16 protein-coding genes are annotated in these 20982 nt (G+C 33.2%); 8 read left to right on the forward strand and 8 right to left on the reverse strand.

Annotated elements, in window-relative coordinates:
• The first annotated feature begins 105 nt into the window (after positions 1-105).
• The gene (locus JBL43_RS03360) at positions 106-1248 is read left to right on the forward strand and encodes an acyl-CoA dehydrogenase (protein WP_198840042.1); all 1143 of its coding nucleotides are present in this window, start codon (positions 106-108) and stop codon (positions 1246-1248) included.
• A 49-nt stretch (positions 1249-1297) separates the two neighbouring features.
• Here JBL43_RS03360 and JBL43_RS03365 read toward each other — a convergent pair whose 3' ends face one another.
• Both JBL43_RS03365 and JBL43_RS03370 read right to left on the reverse strand, forming a co-directional pair.
• Positions 1298-1708 carry a hypothetical protein gene (locus JBL43_RS03365; RefSeq protein ID WP_198840043.1) on the reverse strand — a complete coding sequence of 137 codons (411 nt, stop codon included), beginning with the start codon at positions 1706-1708 and terminating at the stop codon, positions 1298-1300.
• Positions 1709-1723: 15 nt separating this feature from the next.
• Entirely contained in the window at positions 1724-2512 is a 789-nt protein-coding gene (locus JBL43_RS03370; protein WP_198840044.1) for a tRNA pseudouridine synthase A, read from the reverse strand.
• Positions 2513-2931: 419 nt separating this feature from the next.
• Here JBL43_RS03370 and JBL43_RS03375 point away from each other — a divergent pair, with 419 nt between their 5' ends.
• The 6 genes from JBL43_RS03375 to JBL43_RS03400 all read left to right on the forward strand — a co-directional run bounded on the left by JBL43_RS03375 (position 2932) and on the right by JBL43_RS03400 (position 13305).
• Positions 2932-4008, forward strand: a complete 1077-nt coding sequence (locus tag JBL43_RS03375; RefSeq protein ID WP_198840045.1) for an outer membrane beta-barrel protein — start codon at positions 2932-2934, stop codon at positions 4006-4008.
• An 81-nt stretch (positions 4009-4089) separates the two neighbouring features.
• A complete protein-coding gene (locus tag JBL43_RS03380; RefSeq protein WP_198840046.1) occupies positions 4090-5388 on the forward strand; it encodes an ammonium transporter in 1299 nt (432 codons plus the stop codon).
• Positions 5389-5511: 123 nt separating this feature from the next.
• On the forward strand, positions 5512-5862 hold the full coding sequence (locus JBL43_RS03385) for a P-II family nitrogen regulator (protein WP_198840047.1): 351 nt from the start codon (positions 5512-5514) through the stop codon (positions 5860-5862).
• A 9-nt stretch (positions 5863-5871) separates the two neighbouring features.
• Positions 5872-7104: an ammonium transporter gene (locus JBL43_RS03390; protein ID WP_198840048.1), complete on the forward strand. Its 1233-nt coding sequence runs from the start codon at positions 5872-5874 to the stop codon at positions 7102-7104.
• 227 nt (positions 7105-7331) lie between these two features.
• Complete coding sequence (gene gltB, locus JBL43_RS03395) at positions 7332-11843, forward strand: glutamate synthase large subunit (RefSeq protein ID WP_198840049.1); 4512 nt, start codon at positions 7332-7334, stop codon at positions 11841-11843.
• Positions 11844-11847: 4 nt separating this feature from the next.
• Entirely contained in the window at positions 11848-13305 is a 1458-nt protein-coding gene (locus JBL43_RS03400; RefSeq protein ID WP_198840050.1) for a glutamate synthase subunit beta, read from the forward strand.
• Between the two features lie 157 nt (positions 13306-13462).
• Here the strand turns inward: JBL43_RS03400 and JBL43_RS03405 are convergent, their stop codons facing one another.
• Positions 13463-14998, reverse strand: coding sequence for a serine hydrolase (locus JBL43_RS03405; RefSeq protein WP_198840051.1), 1536 nt, complete (start codon positions 14996-14998; stop codon positions 13463-13465).
• A 111-nt stretch (positions 14999-15109) separates the two neighbouring features.
• On the opposite strand from JBL43_RS03405, the gene JBL43_RS03410 reads away from it, so the two are divergent.
• Complete coding sequence (locus JBL43_RS03410; protein WP_198840052.1) at positions 15110-15250, forward strand: hypothetical protein; 141 nt, start codon at positions 15110-15112, stop codon at positions 15248-15250.
• Between the two features lie 42 nt (positions 15251-15292).
• On the opposite strand, the gene JBL43_RS03415 is transcribed toward JBL43_RS03410, so the two are convergent.
• The 5 genes from JBL43_RS03415 to JBL43_RS03435 all read right to left on the reverse strand — a co-directional run bounded on the left by JBL43_RS03415 (position 15293) and on the right by JBL43_RS03435 (position 20732).
• Complete coding sequence (locus JBL43_RS03415) at positions 15293-16201, reverse strand: sugar phosphate nucleotidyltransferase (protein ID WP_198840053.1); 909 nt, start codon at positions 16199-16201, stop codon at positions 15293-15295.
• Between the two features lie 49 nt (positions 16202-16250).
• On the reverse strand, positions 16251-17606 hold the full coding sequence (locus JBL43_RS03420) for a Gfo/Idh/MocA family protein (protein WP_198840054.1): 1356 nt from the start codon (positions 17604-17606) through the stop codon (positions 16251-16253).
• Positions 17607-17651: 45 nt separating this feature from the next.
• A complete protein-coding gene (locus JBL43_RS03425) occupies positions 17652-19229 on the reverse strand; it encodes an arylsulfatase (protein WP_198840055.1) in 1578 nt (525 codons plus the stop codon).
• 28 nt (positions 19230-19257) lie between these two features.
• Positions 19258-19437 carry a phosphodiester glycosidase family protein gene (locus JBL43_RS20415; RefSeq protein WP_198840056.1) on the reverse strand — a complete coding sequence of 60 codons (180 nt, stop codon included), beginning with the start codon at positions 19435-19437 and terminating at the stop codon, positions 19258-19260.
• A gap of 692 nt (positions 19438-20129) precedes the next feature.
• Entirely contained in the window at positions 20130-20732 is a 603-nt protein-coding gene (locus JBL43_RS03435; RefSeq protein ID WP_198840057.1) for a 3-keto-disaccharide hydrolase, read from the reverse strand.
• Positions 20733-20982: the final 250 nt, after the last annotated feature.

Here is a 20982-nt window from a genome sequence, read left to right on the forward strand (position 1 = left end):
ACTAGTTTTTTACCAAATATTATTCATTCCGTAAAAATACAACAAGATTTTTATAAAAAATGTATATTTGATGTCATAAATTTTAATCTCACTAATAAATATATAATGGATTTTAATCTTACTGAAGAACATATAATGATTCGTGATGCTGCTCGCGAATTTGCTAAAACAGAATTATTACCTGGAGTAATTGAACGTGACGACAAACAAGAATTCCCTAAAGAACAGATAAAAAAAATGGGAGAATTGGGATTCTTAGGCATGATGGTTGATCCAAAATATGGCGGCGGAGGAATGGATACTATATCATATGTATTGGCTATGGAAGAAATTTCAAAAGTTGATGCATCCTGTTCTGTAGTAATGTCTGTGAACAATTCTTTAGTATGCTGGGGAATTGAAACCTACGGTACTGAAGAACAAAAACAAAAATACTTAACCAAATTAGCGACTGGAGAAATAATTGGTGCTTTTTGCCTTAGTGAACCTGAAGCTGGTAGTGATGCAACCTCACAAAAAACAACTGCAATTGACCAAGGAGATCATTATATTTTAAATGGTACAAAAAACTGGATTACCAACGGAAGTACAGCCAGTGTTTATTTAGTAATAGCTCAAACGGATGTAGAAAAAGGACATAAAGGCATTAATGTATTAATTGTTGAAAAAGGAATGCCAGGTTTTGAATTAGGCCCTAAAGAAAATAAATTAGGAATTAGAGGGTCTGATACACACTCCTTAATGTTTACTAACGTAAAAGTACCCAAAGAAAATAGAATTGGCGAAGACGGATTTGGATTCAAATTTGCCATGAAAACCTTAGCAGGAGGTAGAATAGGAATTGCCTCACAAGCGTTAGGCATAGCTTCTGGTGCTTACGAATTAGCTTTGCAATACTCTAAAGAACGAAAAGCCTTTGGAAAAGAAATTAGCAGACACCAAGCCATTGCCTTCAAATTGGCAGATATGGCTACCGAAATTGAAGCTGCAAGACATCTATGCATGAAAGCTGCGTGGGACAAAGACCAACATGCAAATTATGACTTATCTGGTGCTATGGCTAAACTTTATGCTGCTGATATGGCAATGCGAGTTACTGTGGAAGCCGTGCAGATTCATGGCGGCTACGGCTTTGTAAAAGAATACCATGTAGAAAGAATGATGCGTGATGCTAAAATTACCCAGATTTATGAAGGGACAAGCGAGATACAAAAGATTGTAATTTCGAGGAGCGTACTGAAGGATTAAAATATTATAAACATAATTGTATAAACACATTAAGTTTCATACAATTATGTTACTTTTCGCTTTTAATAAATTCCGCTTGAGCACAATTAGTTGACAAGTAAAGTTTTTTATTTTTAATTTCAATTTTAAAGATTATTTCTTCATCATCAATTTTCATTTTTAACTGATCACCCTCAAAAAGTACCCATAGCCCAAATTTTTCTCTTTGTGTTAATTCTCCTTTTTTTTGATTAACAACCCGAAAATCCCCTGAGGTATAAAATTCAACTTGAAACACTTCATCACATTTTGATTCTTCTGTCTCCCGAATACATCCGCAATACGAACCAATTAAATTATACCCTGCATAAGTCCAAGAACCAATCAAATCATTTCTATTATTCTCTTGAGAATACGTATTAAAAAACATTAAAAGAAAATATATGATGATAATGGTACGCATACCATTATAACGATTCAATGATTAAAACGTAACTTAATTAAGCATTCTAAATTTCACATCATATAACTGCAACCCAGAACTGGGAGCAATAGTGGGAAAAAATTTACGGTCATTATTTTCCATTAGGGATTGTTCAATAAAGTCTAAATCTAATTCACCCTTTCCTAATTTAAACAATACCCCCATCATCAACCTTATTTGATAACGTAAAAAACCAACTCCCTGTACACGCAAGTAAAAACTTTGTTTTGGAAAAAAATTGGCGGTGTAGATTTCATTTTCAACAATTTCACAACAATCAATGGTTCGTTTAAAAATAGTATGAGCTGAAGGTTGCGTACAATATTTATGAAAAAAGTGCTCTCCTTCAAATAGTTTCGCTCCTTGTTTCATCAACTCAATATCCAAATATTCTTCTAAACCTACTATCAAAGGTGCAGCAAAAGGATGATTTTTTTCTCCAAAAGAAAAGAAATACAAATATTCCTTAACCTTAGGATGTTGAATTATATTAAAATCACTAGTCGTCTTTTCAATAGCTAATCCTTTAAAATCTGGAGGAAAATTTGAATTCAAATCTTTCATAAATGACTTCAAATCTAATTCTTCATCACAAAAAAGCTGAAAAACATAGTTATTAGCAGACACCTTAGCATCCGTTCTTCCCACCCCTATTGTTTTATAATCCTGATGTTTAAAAACAAAAGATAAGGTTTTATCAACCATATCATGTAGCGTTTTTGCATTGGTTTGTTTTTGCCAACCATGAAAACGAAAACCTAAGAATTGTAAATTAACCAAATAAGTAAATTGATACTTCATAAATGTATACCATTATTAATAATGCAATATATATAATTCTTTATAACTATTCCACAATATCAAATATGCAACAAACTTGGGCTGTTTTTAATACATTAATATGTTATTTACACAGAAAAATTCTTAATCAACCTTTTTTTAGTTAAAATACTACACAATCTTACCGAAAATGATATTTTTTTCTTAAAACTGCATTTTTATCATATTAACAAAATTATTGTTGAAATTTTAATACCCCCTATTTTTTAGACATCAAACTATCTAAATTTTGTGTTTTTAAAATTATACCCCCTTTATTTTTATGAATAATAATTGAAATTAACACTTCAATAAAGAATACCCCCTTTTTTTATTCAAATTAATTTCTACATTTGACCGCTGTAAGACAAAACATATTATTCAAATTAAAAATCAACTTTATGAAATTAATTAAAAAACATGAAAGTAAATCAAAACTTAAAAATTTAAGATTTACAAAAAGTATTTTAACATTAGCAATACTATTAAGTGGTATAAATGCAATCGCCCAAACTGAAGGGGAAGAGAAAAAAAGCAAACTTTCTATTTCTGGTACAGTAGATGCTTATTATCAATCTTATTTATCTGCTCCTGATGATTTAGACCAGTCTTTTGGGACTGCTTTTGCTGAGCAATCAGGTTTTGCTTTAGGTATGGGTAATTTAATTGTGAGTTACGAAGGTGAAAAAGTTGGTGCCGTTCTTGACCTCGTTTCAGGACCTAGAGGAGCAGGTGCAACTTTTAGCAACGATATTATTGACGGTATTGTTAATCAAGCATACGTTTACTGGAATGTTTCTGACAAAACTACATTAACTATGGGACGTTTTAATACGTTTTTAGGATATGAAGTTATCTCTCCTGCTGCCAACTTTAACTATAGTACTTCTTATTTATTTTCAAGTGGTCCTTTTTCTCATGTTGGTTTAAAAGCTGACTTTGCTTTAACAGATGATTTTAGCTTAATGTTAGCTATAATGAATCCATGGGATACTAATGACGTTTCTACAACTGGTGAATATTCACTTGGAGCTCAAATAGGTTATTCTGGTCAATACTTAAACTTTTACTATGATAGTGGTAACTATGGTGGTTTAGGTTTTGAAGTTGACTATACAGGTGGATTCGATTTATCAGATAGTTTTTTCTTAGGAATTAACGCCGCATATCAAACAAGTGATGACGAAGGTTTCTACGGAGCTGCTTTATATCCACAATTAGCTACATCTGACTCTTTCAGCATTGGTTTAAGAGGTGAGTATTATGCAAATCATGCAAAAGATTTTGATGACTTACCAAGTGTATTCGCTACAACGTTAACAGCTAGCTATACAATTGAGAACTTAATTATTAAGCCTGAAATTAGATTAGATTCTTGGAGTAACGTTGATACTATTGAGCCTTATGTAAATTCTAAAGGAGAAGCGGCAAATAGCTTATCTGCATTTACGTTAGCAGCTATTTACAAGTTTGACTAATACTTTAAAAAATTAAGCAAAGCAAGTATGGTTACTTGTTTTGCTTAATCTTTAATACTAACCCTTAAAAACCAAATAAATATGTCAATTTTAAATTTACCTCTTTTTATACAAGACACTGCGGAAGTAGTAGAAATGGCCACAAAAGATGACATGGGAATGTTATGGATGGTTATTGCAGCAATTCTTGTATTCTTTATGCAAGCAGGTTTCTTCCTTGTTGAATCTGGAATGACAGATTCTAAAAATGCAGTAAATATTGCAATGAAAAACTTTCTAGATATCGCAGTTGGCTCATTGGCCTTTTGGTTTATCGGATATTCTCTAATGTACGGTTCAGATGTTTCTGGTGGGGGTTACTTCCATTGGGGAGGCTTCACTTTTTCTCAAGGTGCTGCTGATTTATTCTTTCAAACTGTTTTTGCTGCCACAGCAGCAACTATAGTATCTGGAGCAATTGCTGGTCGAACAAAATACACAACATACGCTATATTTAGTATTGTCTTAACTGCTTTTATCTATCCAATCGCAGGGGGTTGGGAATGGAATGGTGGTTGGTTAAACACGGCTTCATTTATGCCCGCTGAATTTATTGATTTTGCAGGTTCTTCAATTGTTCACTCTGTTGGTGGATGGGCAGCATTAGTTGCAGCTTGGATGGTAGGTCCAAGAATTGGTAAATACATTAATGGCAAACCTGTTGAGTTACCTGGACATAATCAAATGTATGCTACTTTAGGTGTTTTTATCCTTTGGTTAGGATGGTTCGGATTTAACGGTGGTTCTCAATTAGCTTGGGGCGGAGCTGATGCAGTTGCTGCTTCTCAAGTAATTCTTGTAACCAACCTTGCAGCATCTGCAGGAGCTATTGGAGCATTATTATTAACTTGGATTAAAGACGGGAAACCAAATTTAAGCATGACCTTAAATGGTGCACTCGCTGGTCTTGTAAGTATTACTGCCGGATGTGGAAACATGGGAGAAGGCGGTGCTGTTCTTGCGGGTCTAATTGGTGGTATACTTGTAGTATATTCAATTGGATTCATTGAAAAAACATTAAAAATTGATGATGCCGTTGGTGCTATCTCTGTTCACGGAATTTGTGGAGCTTGGGGAACACTAGTAATAGGATTATGGGGTATAGATGGTGACGCCGGTATCGGATTATTTAATGGCGGTGGAGCTGCTCAACTTGGAGCTCAAGCTATTGGTGTATTGGCATATGCATTCTGGGCAGTTGTATTATCTTTTGTTTTCTTAATCATAATGAAGAAAACTGTTGGTTTACGAGTTACGGAAGAAGAAGAAATCACTGGTCTTGATCTTACAGAACACGGTTCAATTGCTTACGCTGGTAAGAGACAAAGAGAAATTGAATAAGAAAAATTTATATTAAAACTCAAGCAAGGGAGACCTATATCAATAATAAGAAAATATTTAGATTGAAAAATCTAAATATTTTCTTATTATTGAAACTAACTAAACAATATAAGATTTGATATTATGAAAAAAATAGAAGCTATTATCCGAAAATCTAAATTTATTCAAGTAAAAGAAGCATTACACAACGTTGATGTTAACTTTTTTTCCTACTGGGATGTAACAGGATTGGGTAATGAAAAAGAAGCTCATGTTTACAGAGGTGTTAGCTATAGCACTCAAGACATACAACGTAGATACCTATCAATAGTAGTTAATGATGATTTTGAAGAAATTACCATTAAAGCTTTACTAGAAGCTGCTTCAACCGGAGATGTTGGCGATGGTAAAATTTTTGTTTCTGACATATCAGAAACATATCGTATAAGAACTGGAGAAAAAGGTGGAGAAACTTTAAAGAAAAAATCAAAATAATAACTAACTATGGAATTACTTACAATTAACAATGTATGGATGATGATCTGTACGGCATTAGTATTTTTTATGCATTTAGGATTTTCACTATTGGAAATCGGATTAACAAGACAAAAAAACACACTCAACATATTATTTAAAAATATATTCATTATCACTGTTGGCCTACTACTTTATTGCTTAGTAGGGTTTAACCTAATGTATCCAGGTGAATTTAACGGATTTATTGGTTTTGCAGGATTTGGTTTAGAAGCACCATTAAATGCAGAAGGCACTTTAGACCTAGCGTATAACGCAGGTTATACATATTGGACAGATTTCCTTTTTCAAGGAATGTTTGCTGCTACTGCTGCTACTATAGTTTCTGGTGCAGTTGCTGAAAGAATTAAATTAGGACCATTTATGATTTTTGTAATCATTTATGTAGGCCTTGTTTACCCAATTGCAGGTTCTTGGTTTTGGGGTGGTGGATTTCTAAAAACATTAGAAACTCCCTTTTATGATTTTGCCGGTTCAACACTGGTACATTCTGTAGGAGGATGGGCTGCATTAGTCGCTGTTTGGTTATTAGGCTCTAGAATTGGTAAATTTAAAAATGGTAAAGCACAAGCTATTCCAGGTCACAACATACCATTAGCAACGGCTGGTGTTTTAATTCTATGGTTGGGATGGTTCGGTTTTAACGGAGGATCTGTTTTATCTGCCGATCCTGCATTAACCTCTTTAACATTAGTAAATACTAGTTTAGCTGCTGCCGCAGGTGGTGTAATTGCGTTCTTAGTTTCTACATTAAAATATAAAAACTACGATTTAACCATGTTTTTAAATGGTATTCTTGGTGGTTTAGTTGGTATAACCGCAGGTGCAGATCAAATGAGCCCTATGGATGCTATCTTAATTGGAGGTATTGCCGGAGCCATTATTGTTTTTGGTGTTGCTTTAGTAGATAAGTTGAAATTGGACGATCCTGTTGGAGCCATTGCTGTACATTTAATTTGTGGAATATGGGGAACTTTAGCAGTAGGTCTTTTTGGAGAATTAGCCAGTGGAGCACAATTTGTAAGCCAATTAATTGGCGTGGCGTCTTACGCAGTATTTTGTATAATAACATCATTTATAATATTATTTACATTAAAGAAAACAGTCGGAATTCGAGTTTCCGAACGAGAAGAACTTGAAGGTTTAGACGTTCATGAACATGGTATGGATGCATATCCTGATTTTAGAATGAACGAACATTAAAAGTTTAAGTTAGTCATAAATTCTAAATCTTACACGGTTAAACACTGGTTTAGCCGTGTATTTTCTGTTGCCATATTGTCAATATGATAATTTAATTACTAATAAATTTAGAGTCCTTAATTTATATTGGTTAAATATTCTTATTACCACATTATTTATAACATACTATTGCATATCATAAATTATTTCTATCAATTTGCTTAATTTTGTAGACCTAATTATAATTTATGAAGCAACAAGGACTATACTTACCCGAATTTGAACATGAAAATTGCGGTGCAGGTTTTATTTGTAATCTCAAAGGAGAGAAAACAAATCAAATTATACACGACGCCTTAGAAATTCTTGTGAAATTAAAACATAGAGGAGGTGTAAGTTCTGATGGAAAAACCGGAGATGGTGCAGGTCTATTAATTGATATTCCTCATGAATATTTTCAACGTGTATGTGATTTTCCAATTCCAGAAGCCAGAGCATATGCTGTAGGTATGGTGTTTCTACCTAAAGTACAAAACCAATACCAGTTTTGTAAAGATACTTTTGAAAAAGAGGTAAAAGCACAAGGGCTTTCTTTATTAGGATGGAGAGTAGTACCTGTAGATTCTTCTCACTTAGGAGAAATTGCGTTAGCATCAGAACCTAATATTGAACAAATTTTTATTGGTAAAGATGAAAACATTGACGAGGCTACTTTTAAAGCGAAGTTATATGCTGCTCGTAAAATTACGGAACATAGCATAAGAAAATCAAAAATATCTGAAGGTGGGTATTTTTACCTACCTAGTTTATCCAATACAACATTAATATACAAAGGTATTATTATGCCGGAAGATATTGGACCATATTATACTGATTTACAAGAAATAGATTTAGTGACACGTTTGGCATTAGTGCATCAGCGTTTCTCTACAAACACAATGCCTACTTGGGAGTTAGCTCAACCATTCCGTTTTATGTGTCAAAATGGTGAAATTAACACCTTACGTGGTAATGTAAGTAGAATGCGTGTACGTGAAGAAATCATGAAAAGTGATGTTTTTGGCCCACAAATAGAAAAATTATTCCCAATTATCCTTCCAGGAAAATCCGATTCTGCTTCTATGGACATGGTAGTCGAACTGTTAACTCATACAGGACGCTCTTTACCAGAAATTATGATGATGATGATTCCTGAAGCCTGGGAAAAACACCAAACAATGTCTGATGAACGTAAAGCTTTTTACGAATACAACGGATGTATAATGGAACCATGGGATGGTCCTGCATCAGTACCTTTTACTGATGGCGATTATATTGGTGCCTTATTAGATAGAAATGGATTAAGACCATCGAGATATACAGTTACCAAAAGTGGAAAACTAATCATGTCTTCTGAGATTGGAGTTGTAGATATTGATCCTTCTGATGTTGAAAGTCATGGTCGTTTAGAACCGGGTAAAATGTTTTTAGTAGACATGAATAACGGTCGAATTATTAATGATAAAGAAATAAAAAGTAAAATTGTTTCAGAAAGGCCCTATAGAGAATGGTTAGATAAAAAAAGACTTCATTTAAAAGATGTTCCGTATACAAACGAAACGTGCCCAATTGAAACTTTAGATATTAAAACAAGGCAACGCTTATTTAACTATACGTTTGAAGATATTCAAGAAGTAATTACGCCGATGGCCATTGTGGGTAAAGAAGCGTTAGGTTCAATGGGTATTGATACTCCTTTGGCAGTTTTATCAGATAGACCTCAATTAATATCAAACTATTTTAAGCAATTATTTGCTCAGGTAACAAACCCTCCTTTAGACGGTATTCGTGAAGAAATTGTAACAGATATAAGCCTTAATTTAGGTAAGGACCGTAATATTTTTAGTATTACAGAAAGACAATGTAGAAAATTAAGAATTCAAAATCCAGTAATTTCAAATGCTGATTTAGAAAAAATAAGATCAATTTCTATTGAGAGCTTTAAGGCGGAAACTATAGAAATTTTATATCCAAAAGCACAAGGTCTAAATGGACTTGAAGATGCTTTAGAAAATATAATCGTTCAGATTGAAAAAGCAATAGAAAGAAAAACGAATATAATTATCTTATCGGATAGAGGTGTAAGCCAAGAGTTTGCTCCAATCCCTGCATTATTAGCTTGTTCTTATGTAAATCATCAACTGAATCGTTTGAGAAAACGTTCTTATTTTGACATTATTATTGAATCTGCTGAACCTCGTGAGCCTCATCAATTTGCCACTTTGTTTGGTTATGGTGCTAGTGCTATAAATCCGTACATGGTAAACGAGATTATCAGAATACAGGTGAAAGAAGGCTTTATTAAGGGCATGGATGAGCAAAAAGCAGTTGATAACTTTAATAAAGCTATTGGAAAAGGTATTTTAAAAATCATGAACAAAATTGGTATCTCAACGTTACATTCGTATCGAGGTTCTCAAATTTTTGAAATTGTTGGTTTTAACTCACAATTTGTAGAAAAATACTTCCCATACACAACTTCAAGAATAGAAGGTATTGGTTTATACGAAATTGAAAAAGAAATAAATCAACGCTATAAAAATGCCTATCCAGATAATAAAATTAACAGAAAACTAGGCCTTAACATTGGTGGTGAGTATAGATGGAGACGTAAAGGTGAAAAGCATTTATTTAATCCAACTACCGTTGCTAAATTGCAACAAGCCGTTAGATTAAGTGATCAAGACAGTTATGATGTCTATGCAAATGCTATTAATGAGCAATCAGAAAGCTTAATGACCATTCGTGGTTTATTTGAGTTTGATAATTTAGACCCCATTCCAATTGAAGAAGTTGAACCTTGGACAGAAATAGTAAAACGATTTAAAACCGGGGCAATGTCTTATGGGTCTATTTCAAGAGAAGCTCATGAAAATTTAGCCATTGCCATGAATCGTATTGGAGGTAAATCTAATTCTGGTGAAGGTGGTGAAGATAGAAAACGATTTCAAAAAGATAGTAATGGAGATAGCCGGAACTCGGCCATAAAACAAGTAGCATCTGGTCGATTTGGTGTTACATCTCACTACTTGACAAATGCCAAAGAAATTCAGATCAAAATGGCTCAAGGTGCAAAACCTGGAGAAGGTGGTCAGTTACCGGGTGAAAAAGTGTATCCATGGATTGCCGCGGTACGTAATTCAACGCCCTTTGTTGGATTAATCTCTCCTCCACCGCATCATGATATATACTCTATTGAAGATTTAGCACAGTTAATTTTCGATTTGAAAAATGCAAACCGTGAAGCTCGAATTAATGTAAAATTAGTTTCGGAAGTGGGTGTAGGTACAATTGCTGCAGGTGTAGCAAAAGCAAAAGCTGATGTTGTTCTCATTTCTGGTTACGATGGTGGTACGGGTGCATCGCCACTTACATCTTTAAAACATGCTGGTTTACCTTGGGAACTTGGTTTGGCAGAAGCACAACAAACATTAGTATTAAATAAATTAAGAAGTAGAATTGTTGTAGAATGTGACGGTCAATTAAAAACAGGACGTGATGTTGCTATAGCTGCTTTATTAGGTGCTGAAGAATTCGGATTTGCTACGGCTCCATTAGTTGCATCAGGATGTATTATGATGAGAAAATGTCATTTGAATACGTGTCCTGTTGGCATCGCCACACAAGATAAAGAATTACGTAAAAACTTCAAAGGAACTCCAGAACATGTCATAAATTTCTTCTTTTATATCGCAGAAGAACTTAGAGGAATTATGGCTCAATTAGGATTTAGAACATTGGAAGAAATGGTAGGCCAAACGCATAAAATAAATGCAAATAAGGCCATACATCATTATAAAGCAAAAGGATTAGATTTATCTAGTATCTTACATAGACCATCATCTTATCGTAAATTAATTGTAAAAAACACAGAACAACAAGATCATAATCTGGATAATGTTTTAGATTTTACAATTTTAAAAGATTCACATAGGGCATTGTACAGAAAAGTCAAAATGACGCTAGAATATCCTATTAAAAATGTAAACCGTACTGTAGGTGCAATTGTTAGTAACGAAATTTCAAAAATTTATGGTCATTTAGGTTTACCTGAAGATACCTTGAATATTAATTTCACAGGATCTGCAGGACAGAGTTTTGGAGCATTTGGAGCACACGGACTAACATTTACCTTAGAAGGAAATACAAACGATTATCTTGGTAAAGGCCTTTCAGGTGCTAAACTAATTATAAAGAAACCAGCAACAGCTGACTTTTTAGCCGAAGAAAACATCATTGTAGGTAATGTTTGTTTGTTTGGAGCCGTACAAGGTGAAGCCTATATAAATGGTATTGCAGGTGAGCGTTTTGCCGTTCGTAACTCAGGAGCAACTGCCGTTGTTGAAGGTGTTGGAGATCATTGTTGTGAATATATGACAGGTGGTAAAGTTATTGTTTTAGGTAAAACAGGTAGAAATTTTGCCGCAGGTATGAGTGGCGGTGTCGCTTATGTTTATGATCCTGGCAATAAATTTGTAAATGGATTATGCAATCAAGAAACAATTGAATTTGAAGAAATTTCAGCAGAAGATGCTTTAGATTTACAAGATTTAATTAAAAAACATGTACTCTATACCGATAGTAAAAAAGGTCAGAGATTACTTTCAGATTGGGCAACCAGCTTAAGTAATTTTGTGCGTGTGATGCCAACAGAATACAAACGAGCATTAATACGTTTAGAGACAGAAGAACAATTAGTAGAAGAATTAACAATAGCATAGTGTCATGGGAAAAATTACAGGATTTAAAGAGTTTGAAAGACAAGATGAAAAGTACACGGAAGTAAAAGATCGTGTAAAAGATTATAACGAATTTACAGTACCTTTAAATGAGTCTGAAATCACAGAACAAGGCTCGCGTTGCATGGATTGTGGTATTCCATTTTGTCATAGTGGCTGTCCACTCGGAAATTTAATTCCCGATTTTAACCATATGGTTTATCAAGGTGAATGGCAAAAAGCATCATGGTTATTACATTCAACGAATAACTTTCCAGAGTTTACAGGCCGTTTATGTCCAGCACCTTGCGAAAAATCATGCGTGTTAGGAATTATTGAGGATCCTGTTTCAATAGAAAACATCGAAAAAAGTATAGTAGAACGTGCTTTTAAAGAAGGATGGATTAAACCACACCCTCCAAAAGTACGAACAGGTAAAACCATTGCCGTTGTTGGTTCTGGTCCTGCTGGTTTAGCAGCAGCTCAACAATTAAATAGGGCTGGACATTTAGTTACAGTTTTTGAAAGAGATGATGCTATTGGCGGTTTATTACGATATGGAATTCCTAATTTTAAAATGGAAAAAGGAATTATAGATCGTCGCTTGGCAATTCTAATTGCAGAAGGAATTATATTTAAAACTAATGTAAATGTTGGTGTAAATTATAAAGTTGAGGATTTAAAAGCTTTTGACGCTGTAGTTTTATGTGGTGGTGCAACAGTTAGACGTAGTTTACCAACTCCAGGTATTGATGCGAATGGCGTGGTGCAAGCAATGGATTTCTTAACACAGCAAACTAAAGTATTATTTGGTAAAGAAGTAAAGGACCAAGTAATGGCTACAGACAAAAATGTTATAGTAATTGGTGGTGGAGATACAGGTTCTGATTGTGTAGGTACTTCTAATCGTCATGGAGCAAAATCTGTGGTGAATTTTGAAATTATGCCTAAACCTCCGGGACATCGTTCTCCAACTACACCTTGGCCTTACTGGCCATTACAGCTAAAAACTACTTCTTCCCATAAAGAAGGTGTAGTAAGAAACTGGCTTATCAACACTAAAGAATTCATTAAAGATAAAGACGGAAAATTAACTGCTTTAAAAACAATAAATGTTGAATGGAAAATGGTTCCAGGTCAACGTCCACAGTTAATTGAAATAGAAGGTACTGAAAAAACGTGGCCTTGTGACTTGGCTTTACTAGCCCTTGGGTTTACAGGCCCAGAAGCTACTTTAAGTGAACAACTAGGTTTAGAAACAGATACTAGAAGTAATTATAAAGCTACAAAATACCAAACCAATGTACCAAATGTTTTTGCTGCAGGAGATATGCGTAGAGGGCAATCATTAATTGTTTGGGCTATTTCAGAAGGTAGAGAAGCGGCTAGAGAAGTCGATAAATTTTTAATGGGTCGTACAAATTTAGCCACAAAAGGTAGTGGAGATTTATTGTCTGTACATTAGAAATTTCTGTTCTTACATAGATAATAATCAAATTTCATATCAACAGTTATAAATAAAAATTCCTACTTTCAATTGAAAGTAGGAATTTTTATTTATGATAATCTATTTCCGATAAACTATGTATACAATGCCTTTTTTATGGTCATCAAAATAACATCTAATCCACTTTATAAGGTTTTAACTCTTCAAAGAAAATATCATCATTAGGCACATCGAAATCCAGTCCCTGAACATTTAAATTATTATCGAGATTAAATTTAACAGTCCCAAAATTAAACCAAGCATGTTTTACATCCCATTTAATTTCAAAAACATCATAATGCCAATGTTCCAATGTTGCTGATAAATCTGGTGAATGATCAAACTTCATTTTTAAATCATCTCCTAATTTACTTATGGTAATATTACCATAAATATCACTTTTATAGGTACCCACATAATCATCCAAGAGAACAGATGACGTTGTACTCATAACTCTTTTTGATTTTCTATCACTTACTCTAGTATCACTTTTTTGATTGCTATTATTGTCTGTCAACATTTTTGTAGACCAATCAACTGTTTCTTGACCCAAAAACTGATCTAATGCATAATAAGTAGCCGCCATAATTGGGCTTTTCATACCGTTAGTTAAAACCACAACTCCTAATTGTTTATCAGGAATCATAGTTATTGCAGTAATCATTCCGTCATATCCACCTGTATGACCAACTCGTAAATTTCCATGATAATCACTCAAGCCCCATCCTAATCCATAGGCATTAAAATGACGATTAAAATCATTACTTTTCGTTTGGTCAACCATATGATTGTTATGTGGCGTCCAAACCATATTTCTTGTTAGTTTTGAAAACAATGTATCTTTTTCGTTTATTCCATTGTTGAGATTTAAGATCATCCATTTAGAAATATCATTTACATTAGAAATTACACCTCCTAAGGCTCCTATTTCTTCCCAATTTACCCAATCAATAGGTATGTTAACATTATTTTCTCTTGCATGTGGAGTTGCATAATTCCTTAATCCATCCAATTTATCAGGATTTGTAACCGTCCTTTCCATTTTTAAAGGATTAAATATTCTTTCCTTTACATTTTCCGCCCAGCTTTTACCTGTAACAGCTCTAATAACTTCACCGGCAGTAATATACATAACATTTGAATATCCATAACCTGCCCTAAAATCATAAGCTTTAGGAATAAATTGAATTCTTTTTACTATTTCTTCAGCACTTAAATCCGATTTATACCAAATAACATCACCACTAAAAGTTCCTAAACCAACACGATGACTTAGTAAATCGCGAATAGTTACATTAGCACTCACCCAAGGATCATAAACCGCAAAATAAGGTAGATAGTCTTTAACTTTATCATTCCAATTTAATTTTCCTTCATCAACCAACATTCCTATAATAGCACTTGTAAATGCTTTAGAGTTAGAAGCAATAGCATAATTAGTATTCGCATCAGGTTTATCATTTTTCCCAATTTCCTTTACACCGTAGCTTCCTGTAAAAACCAATTTACCATCTTTTACTATTCCAATTGTGGCACTAGGCAAATCCCAATCTTTGACCATTTTAGAATAATACTGATCTAATTTTTTAAGATTAACCTTATGTGATTTTTGAGCAATAGAAACGGTGCTTAATACACTGAATACCAGAAAAAGTAGTATTAGTTTTTTCATTATTTGAAATTATAGAAAGTTTATAATAAGATTATCTGATAAAGTTAAACTTTTTCATTTATGGAGTGGGAGTTTTAAATAGAAAATTGTTATATAATAAAATACTATCACATGAAAAAAATTTCTAATACATTCGGTTTACTTTTAATACATCTCACTAATTTACCACTATTCTTTTTATTGTTTGTAACAGGTCAAAATAAGGAATTAGATCATTTAATTAAACTTGCAAAGCATCCGTTAAAATCTTAATTGAAAGGCTTTTTAATTTATTATTATATAATAAATGAGAATTTAAAATAGATGTGTTGGATAAATATTTTCAACTTTTAATTGAGCTATCGCATTCTGCACAAATTCTTTATCTTCTTTATAAGTAACTCCAAACCATTCTGCATTCGACGTTAATACTTTTAGAGTTGCCTTATTCGATTTTATAATAGAATTGACAACTAAAGGAATAAAAAATTCAGCTTTTAAATTCGTTTTATTTACTGCCAAAAATTCATTAAACAGTTCATCTCCAAATTCAAAATATTTGGGTGTAAATCCCCAAAAATTCATCGAGACTACTGTGTTTTCATCTATAGCAATAAAATTTCCTTGATCGTCTTTGCGTAACAATTTATTGTCTACTTTTTCAATATGCGTTCGCTCAATAACAGAAGATAAAAACCCAGATTCATTCACTTGGCATTCTCCTCTTGAAACAAAACCATAATCAGAAACCGTATTTTTAAGTAAATACCCCATCATATTAAACGAATAAGAATTCTTATCAGTTTTTAATAACGTATTTGCCATAACTTCAAAAGCTTCTTTACCATAAAAATCATCCGCATTAATTACGGCAAAATTTTCATGAACAACATCTTTAGCCATTTGCAAGGCATGGGCAGTTCCCCAAGGTTTTTCCCTACCGATATTTTGATATGCCTCAGGTACATTTTCAACTTCTTGAAAAACATATTCAACGTTAGCTTTACCTTTTAATTTTTTATCAAAAACACTTTTAAACTCGTTTTCAATACTTTTACGAATGATAAATACAAATTTTCCAAACCCAGCCCTTAACGCATCATAAATTGAAAAATCTAAAATAGTATCTCCTTCTGAAGTAAATGTATCTAATTGTTTTAATCCACCGTAACGGCTGCCTATTCCTGCCGCTAATATTACAAGTGTGGGTTTCGCTTTATCCATATAATAATAATAATAATTAAATCTGCTGTAAAGATATAGTATATAAAAATTAAAATGTCCCTTTCATCCAGTTATAGGGTTTGTTTTTAATCCAATTGCCTCTTGTGAAATCTGGAAAGTCTTGTGGTTCTCCATTATTTTCGATTGATAGTTCTGATAATGGTGTAATTGCACTCCAAGCTGCTGCATCATAAGCATCCATTGGTGGTGCAATATTTTCTTTTGCTGATTCTACAAATGCGTTGATAACAAAAAAGTCCATACCTCCATGACCAGCACCCAAAGCATGCTCTCCATATTTCTTCCAAAGCGGATGATCATATTTCTCTAACCATTCTTTTGAATCGTCCCATTCATGTGGTTTTTTAGACTGTCCTTCAATATAAATTCTATCTCCATCTTTTTCCCATAGTCCTTTTGTTCCTTGAACCCTAAAACCTAGTGAGTATGGTCTTGGTAAGTGCACATCATGGGTTACAATAATTGTTTCTCCATTTGCAGTTTCTATAGTTGATGTTATCACATCTCCCATTTTAAAATTTACTTTTGCATTTGGATGATTCTCCCCACCATTTCCCACTATATAATTGTGCATCCCTCTACTCTTGGTAGCATGAGAGGTCAATGAAACCATTCGGTTCCCTCTATTTACATCACACATGACGGCAATGGGGCCAACACCATGTGTTGGATATACATCTGCATTTCGTAATACCGAGTGTTGTGTTCGCCATGCCGCTTCTGATATTCCTTTATCTCCAAACTCTACTCCCTTACCATAAGCCGATTTACCGTCGTTTAACATAACAAAACGCAAGTCGTGTTGATATCCACATCTAAAATGTATCATTTCACCAAATACATTTTGCTTTACCATATTGAGTACAGCTAATACATCTCTACGATAGTTAACATTTTCTAAAATCATTAAATGTGAACCAGTTTCTTCATGAACATTTACTAAATCCCAACATTCTTCCAAAGTATTGGCTGCTGAAACTTCTAACCCTGTATATTTTCCTGCCTTCATAGAATCAACGGCCATACGTGTATGCCATAACCAGGGTGTTGCAATAATAACCGCGTCTATTTCTTTTAACTCCAATAGATTTTTATAATCGTAATCATCTTTTCCGAAAACTTGAACTTTTGGATTTTTATGCTTTTTTATATGCTCTTCTGCAATTTTTATTCTAACAGGATCAACATCACAAATAGCTGTTACGACCACATCTTCTCGTTGTAATAAATTAGTTAAGTGATTTGTACCTCTAAGACCAACACCTATTAAGGCTACTTTCAATTTGTCTTTTTTAGTACTAAATCCATATGTTAAATTTGGTAATACCGAAATACCAGCACCAACTATGGCTGATTTTTTGATAAAATTTCTTCGTGAATTCATAGTCTATATAATAGGTTTACTTCTATTTAATATCATGTCAAAAGTTTATTCGTTAGTTAATAATCCCGATTCAACTAATGGTATTCTAAAACGATCAACTTCAGCATTTGTATGTTCTGTTTCAAATATTTTAGCCGCCTTTTCTAAAATATCCGGATGCTTATCTGCAACATTGTTTTCTTCTCTAATATCCCTATTTAAATTATATAACTCCAGTGTTGGCTCAGCTTTTTTGTCTTTAAGATTACGTCTTATTACTTTCCATTCCCCCATTCTTATAGCTACTTGACCTCCATATTCAGGAAATTCCCAAAACAAAAAGTCATGTTTTTTTTGCTTGTCGTTTTCGCCCAAAAGGGTTGGTAAAAAACTAATGCCATCAGTATTTTCCGTTTGCTTTTGCTCGGTAATTTCCAAAAGCGTAGCCATCACATCATAATGTGCCGAAATTAAATCACTTTCAGAACCAGCATCAATTTTACCAGGCCATGAGGCAATCATTGGAATTCGTATTCCTCCTTCGTACAAATGACCTTTACCATAACCATACTCACTCCTAAATGGTTTGGCACTATCGAACCAAGGTGAATCTGTGCCACCATTAAAAGTTGGTCCGTTGTCAGATGTAAAAATAATTAGTGTATTATCATAAATACCTTCTTTTTTTAATTGAGCCACTAGTTTCCCAACATTTTCATCCAAATAAGAAACCATGGCAGCATAAGTTGCTCGTGGGTTTTTTGCAGGAAAATACCCCCTATTACCTAAATAGGGTTCTTCCTCGCCAAACTTTTTAGTGTAATAATCAACCCATCGTTTGGGGGCCTGTAATGCGGCATGAGGTATTGGATCTGCCCAATACATGAAGAAAGGTTCGTTCTTATTATCATCCACAAATTCAGTTATTTTATTAAACATTATTTCAGAGGCATAATCATTAAGATTATATTTAGCATAGCTTTTAGGGTCATTCGGATCTGCTCCTTTGTCTAATTTTGTATTAGGTGCAATAGTATCATTGTTTAAATGAAATCTAACTTTATTTTCATAAAGATGCACGGGATAATAGGTATGTGCTTGTCTTTGACAATTAAATCCAAAAAAGTAATCGAATCCAAAATTATTAGGCAAAGATTTTGTATGCGGTGCACCCAAACCCCATTTTCCGACCATGCCAGTATTATAACCCACTTCTTTGAGCTTGTTTGCAATGGTTACCGTATTTAAAGGTATTGGTCTCTGACCTTCAAGAACAGAATCTAATATCATTGCTCTATAGTCCCAAACTTCACCCCGTTCTCTCCATTCATCATTGCCTCTTACGTATGCATGACCCGCATGTTTACCCGTAAGTAGGTTATATCTTGCTGGTGCACATACAGGAGCACCGGTATAATGCTGCGTAAAACGCATTCCATTCTTTGATAATGCATCAATATTTGGAGTTTCAATTTTTTCTTGTCCAAACGCTCCCAACTCTGCGTACCCCAAATCATCCGCCAAAATATAGATGATATTTGGTTTTAAGTTTACTTCTTTAGTACTACTAATATCTCTTTTACATGAAAACAAAATCAGTATCGTCAATCCTGCAATGGTAAATCTGAATATGGAACTCTTCATTGTTAATTTTTGAAATAAATAATATACTTTAACTCTTTTTTATAATCATTAAGTTGTTTGAAACGGATCTTTCCCCATTTTTATCACTCGGTGTATTCACCACGCCCCTATTTTTCATCCACATTGTGATAGAGCCACCACCATCTAAGTTCAGTGCATCTACACATCCTAAATTTAAAAGATAATTCTTAGTCTCCAAAAATTTCATGACTCGATCCGATTCGCTTCTTCAATCAATTGCTGTTAAAAATATTTCATCATTAGACGTACAAAAACAAGTTCTAGGATGTCTTTTAATTACAAAAGGTATCTCTACCATCTTTAAGCGTAATCCATTTTTTTTAAACATCGGTCCAGTTAACATGACCATACATTCAGCATCAGAATTTTTAAAAACAAATCTAACTTTGAAACCTCGAGCCTTAACTCATTCTTATCATCAATCAAAATAGCTCCGTTAAGAAAATAATCGTCCTTACTTCTAAGTATTGAATCTGAGATTGTTTTATAAAAAACAGACTCATTTTTTTAGAAATAATTTATTAAATCACATGTTTTAATATCAAAAAAACCTCCATTAACCGTCGCTATGGCATTAAAATCTTGAAAAATTGTGCTTGTTCCATCTAATTTATTCAGACCTTTTTCAGAATTAAGTTCTAATCAATCTAAATTATTATTTGGGAATTTTAGAATATTTATAAACTGTTGATTACCATTTAGACTATCAATTATTTGTAAATGAATTAAATTCTGGTCTATATATGTACTTGTTTTAACTAACTTTTCTTGTAAAAAGAAAAAAAAGGGTAAAAGATAAAAAAGACAATTATTAAATTGTAATAATTAACATCATCTATTTTATAAAAATTAGAAATCATATTAAATCATGAAAAAGTCTCAAATTTTCGTTACAACAATATTCTTCCAAAAAACTTTTATTCCCCCACCATCATGAATTTGTAATGCTATTTTCCCATTAGCTTCACCTATTTTTTCATCTCGCAATTCTATCATTTGGATTCCATTTAACCAAGTGGTAACAGTATTTCCTACTACACGAATTTTCATAGTATTCCATTCTCCAAATTTTAAATTTTTATCTTTTTCTGTGTCCGGTTTTATCAACCATCCTCTCCCGTAAGATTCGTAAATACCTCCGGTATCGTGTTTAGGTGGAGCTACTTCAACCTGCCAACCAGCTATTTTTGTTCCCTCGATACTTGATCTAAAAAACACCCCACTATTTCCATTTGCTGATTGTTTGAAGTCAACTGTTAATTCAAAATTTTTATAGACTTTATCCGTGGCTAAATAACCATAATTTTTATCAGGTCCACTTTCACAAACTAATAGACCGTCTTTCACTGCCCATTTTTCTGTCCCATAAACTTCCCATCCTGCTAAATCTTTACCATTAAAGAGACTTGTTGTCTTTTGCGAAGATGCACAACTCAAAAATAAAATAGATAATAATATTCCTAAGCTCAATTTGATATGCATATTTTTAAATTTTTAATAATTATAAATTGTTTTTATTAATCTATAAATTTAAATTAATCCTTGTTTAAAACTACTACTTAATATTCACATATAAATAGTTTTTTTGCCGAAAAATTAGAAATTATTGAAAACTACTGAATTCGATTGTGTCTAAAAACGAAAATGAAAGTTTATATCATAAAAAAACCTTCATTAAATTAATAATGAAGGTTTAAAAGAAAGGCGACGACATACTCTCCCACCTAGTGGC

Origin of the sequence: Aureibaculum flavum, assembly GCF_016406085.1 — a bacterium.
Lineage (GTDB): Bacteria > Bacteroidota > Bacteroidia > Flavobacteriales > Flavobacteriaceae > Aureibaculum > Aureibaculum flavum.

Bases quoted from the DNA above. Each gene is read 5' to 3' on its own strand.
- JBL43_RS03360 (WP_198840042.1), top strand. From the start codon at position 106: ATGGATTTTAATCTTACTGAAGAACATATAATGATTCGTGATGCTGCT.
- JBL43_RS03370 (WP_198840044.1), bottom strand. From the start codon at position 2,512: ATGAAGTATCAATTTACTTATTTGGTTAATTTACAATTCTTAGGTTTT.
- JBL43_RS03375 (WP_198840045.1), top strand. From the start codon at position 2,932: ATGAAATTAATTAAAAAACATGAAAGTAAATCAAAACTTAAAAATTTA.
- JBL43_RS03380 (WP_198840046.1), top strand. From the start codon at position 4,090: ATGTCAATTTTAAATTTACCTCTTTTTATACAAGACACTGCGGAAGTA.
- JBL43_RS03385 (WP_198840047.1), top strand. From the start codon at position 5,512: ATGAAAAAAATAGAAGCTATTATCCGAAAATCTAAATTTATTCAAGTA.
- JBL43_RS03390 (WP_198840048.1), top strand. From the start codon at position 5,872: ATGGAATTACTTACAATTAACAATGTATGGATGATGATCTGTACGGCA.
- gltB (WP_198840049.1), top strand. From the start codon at position 7,332: ATGAAGCAACAAGGACTATACTTACCCGAATTTGAACATGAAAATTGC.
- JBL43_RS03400 (WP_198840050.1), top strand. From the start codon at position 11,848: ATGGGAAAAATTACAGGATTTAAAGAGTTTGAAAGACAAGATGAAAAG.
- JBL43_RS03405 (WP_198840051.1), bottom strand. From the start codon at position 14,998: ATGAAAAAACTAATACTACTTTTTCTGGTATTCAGTGTATTAAGCACC.
- JBL43_RS03410 (WP_198840052.1), top strand. From the start codon at position 15,110: ATGAAAAAAATTTCTAATACATTCGGTTTACTTTTAATACATCTCACT.
- JBL43_RS03415 (WP_198840053.1), bottom strand. From the start codon at position 16,201: ATGGATAAAGCGAAACCCACACTTGTAATATTAGCGGCAGGAATAGGC.
- JBL43_RS03420 (WP_198840054.1), bottom strand. From the start codon at position 17,606: ATGAATTCACGAAGAAATTTTATCAAAAAATCAGCCATAGTTGGTGCT.
- JBL43_RS03425 (WP_198840055.1), bottom strand. From the start codon at position 19,229: ATGAAGAGTTCCATATTCAGATTTACCATTGCAGGATTGACGATACTG.
- JBL43_RS20415 (WP_198840056.1), bottom strand. From the start codon at position 19,437: ATGAAATTTTTGGAGACTAAGAATTATCTTTTAAATTTAGGATGTGTA.
- JBL43_RS03435 (WP_198840057.1), bottom strand. From the start codon at position 20,732: ATGCATATCAAATTGAGCTTAGGAATATTATTATCTATTTTATTTTTG.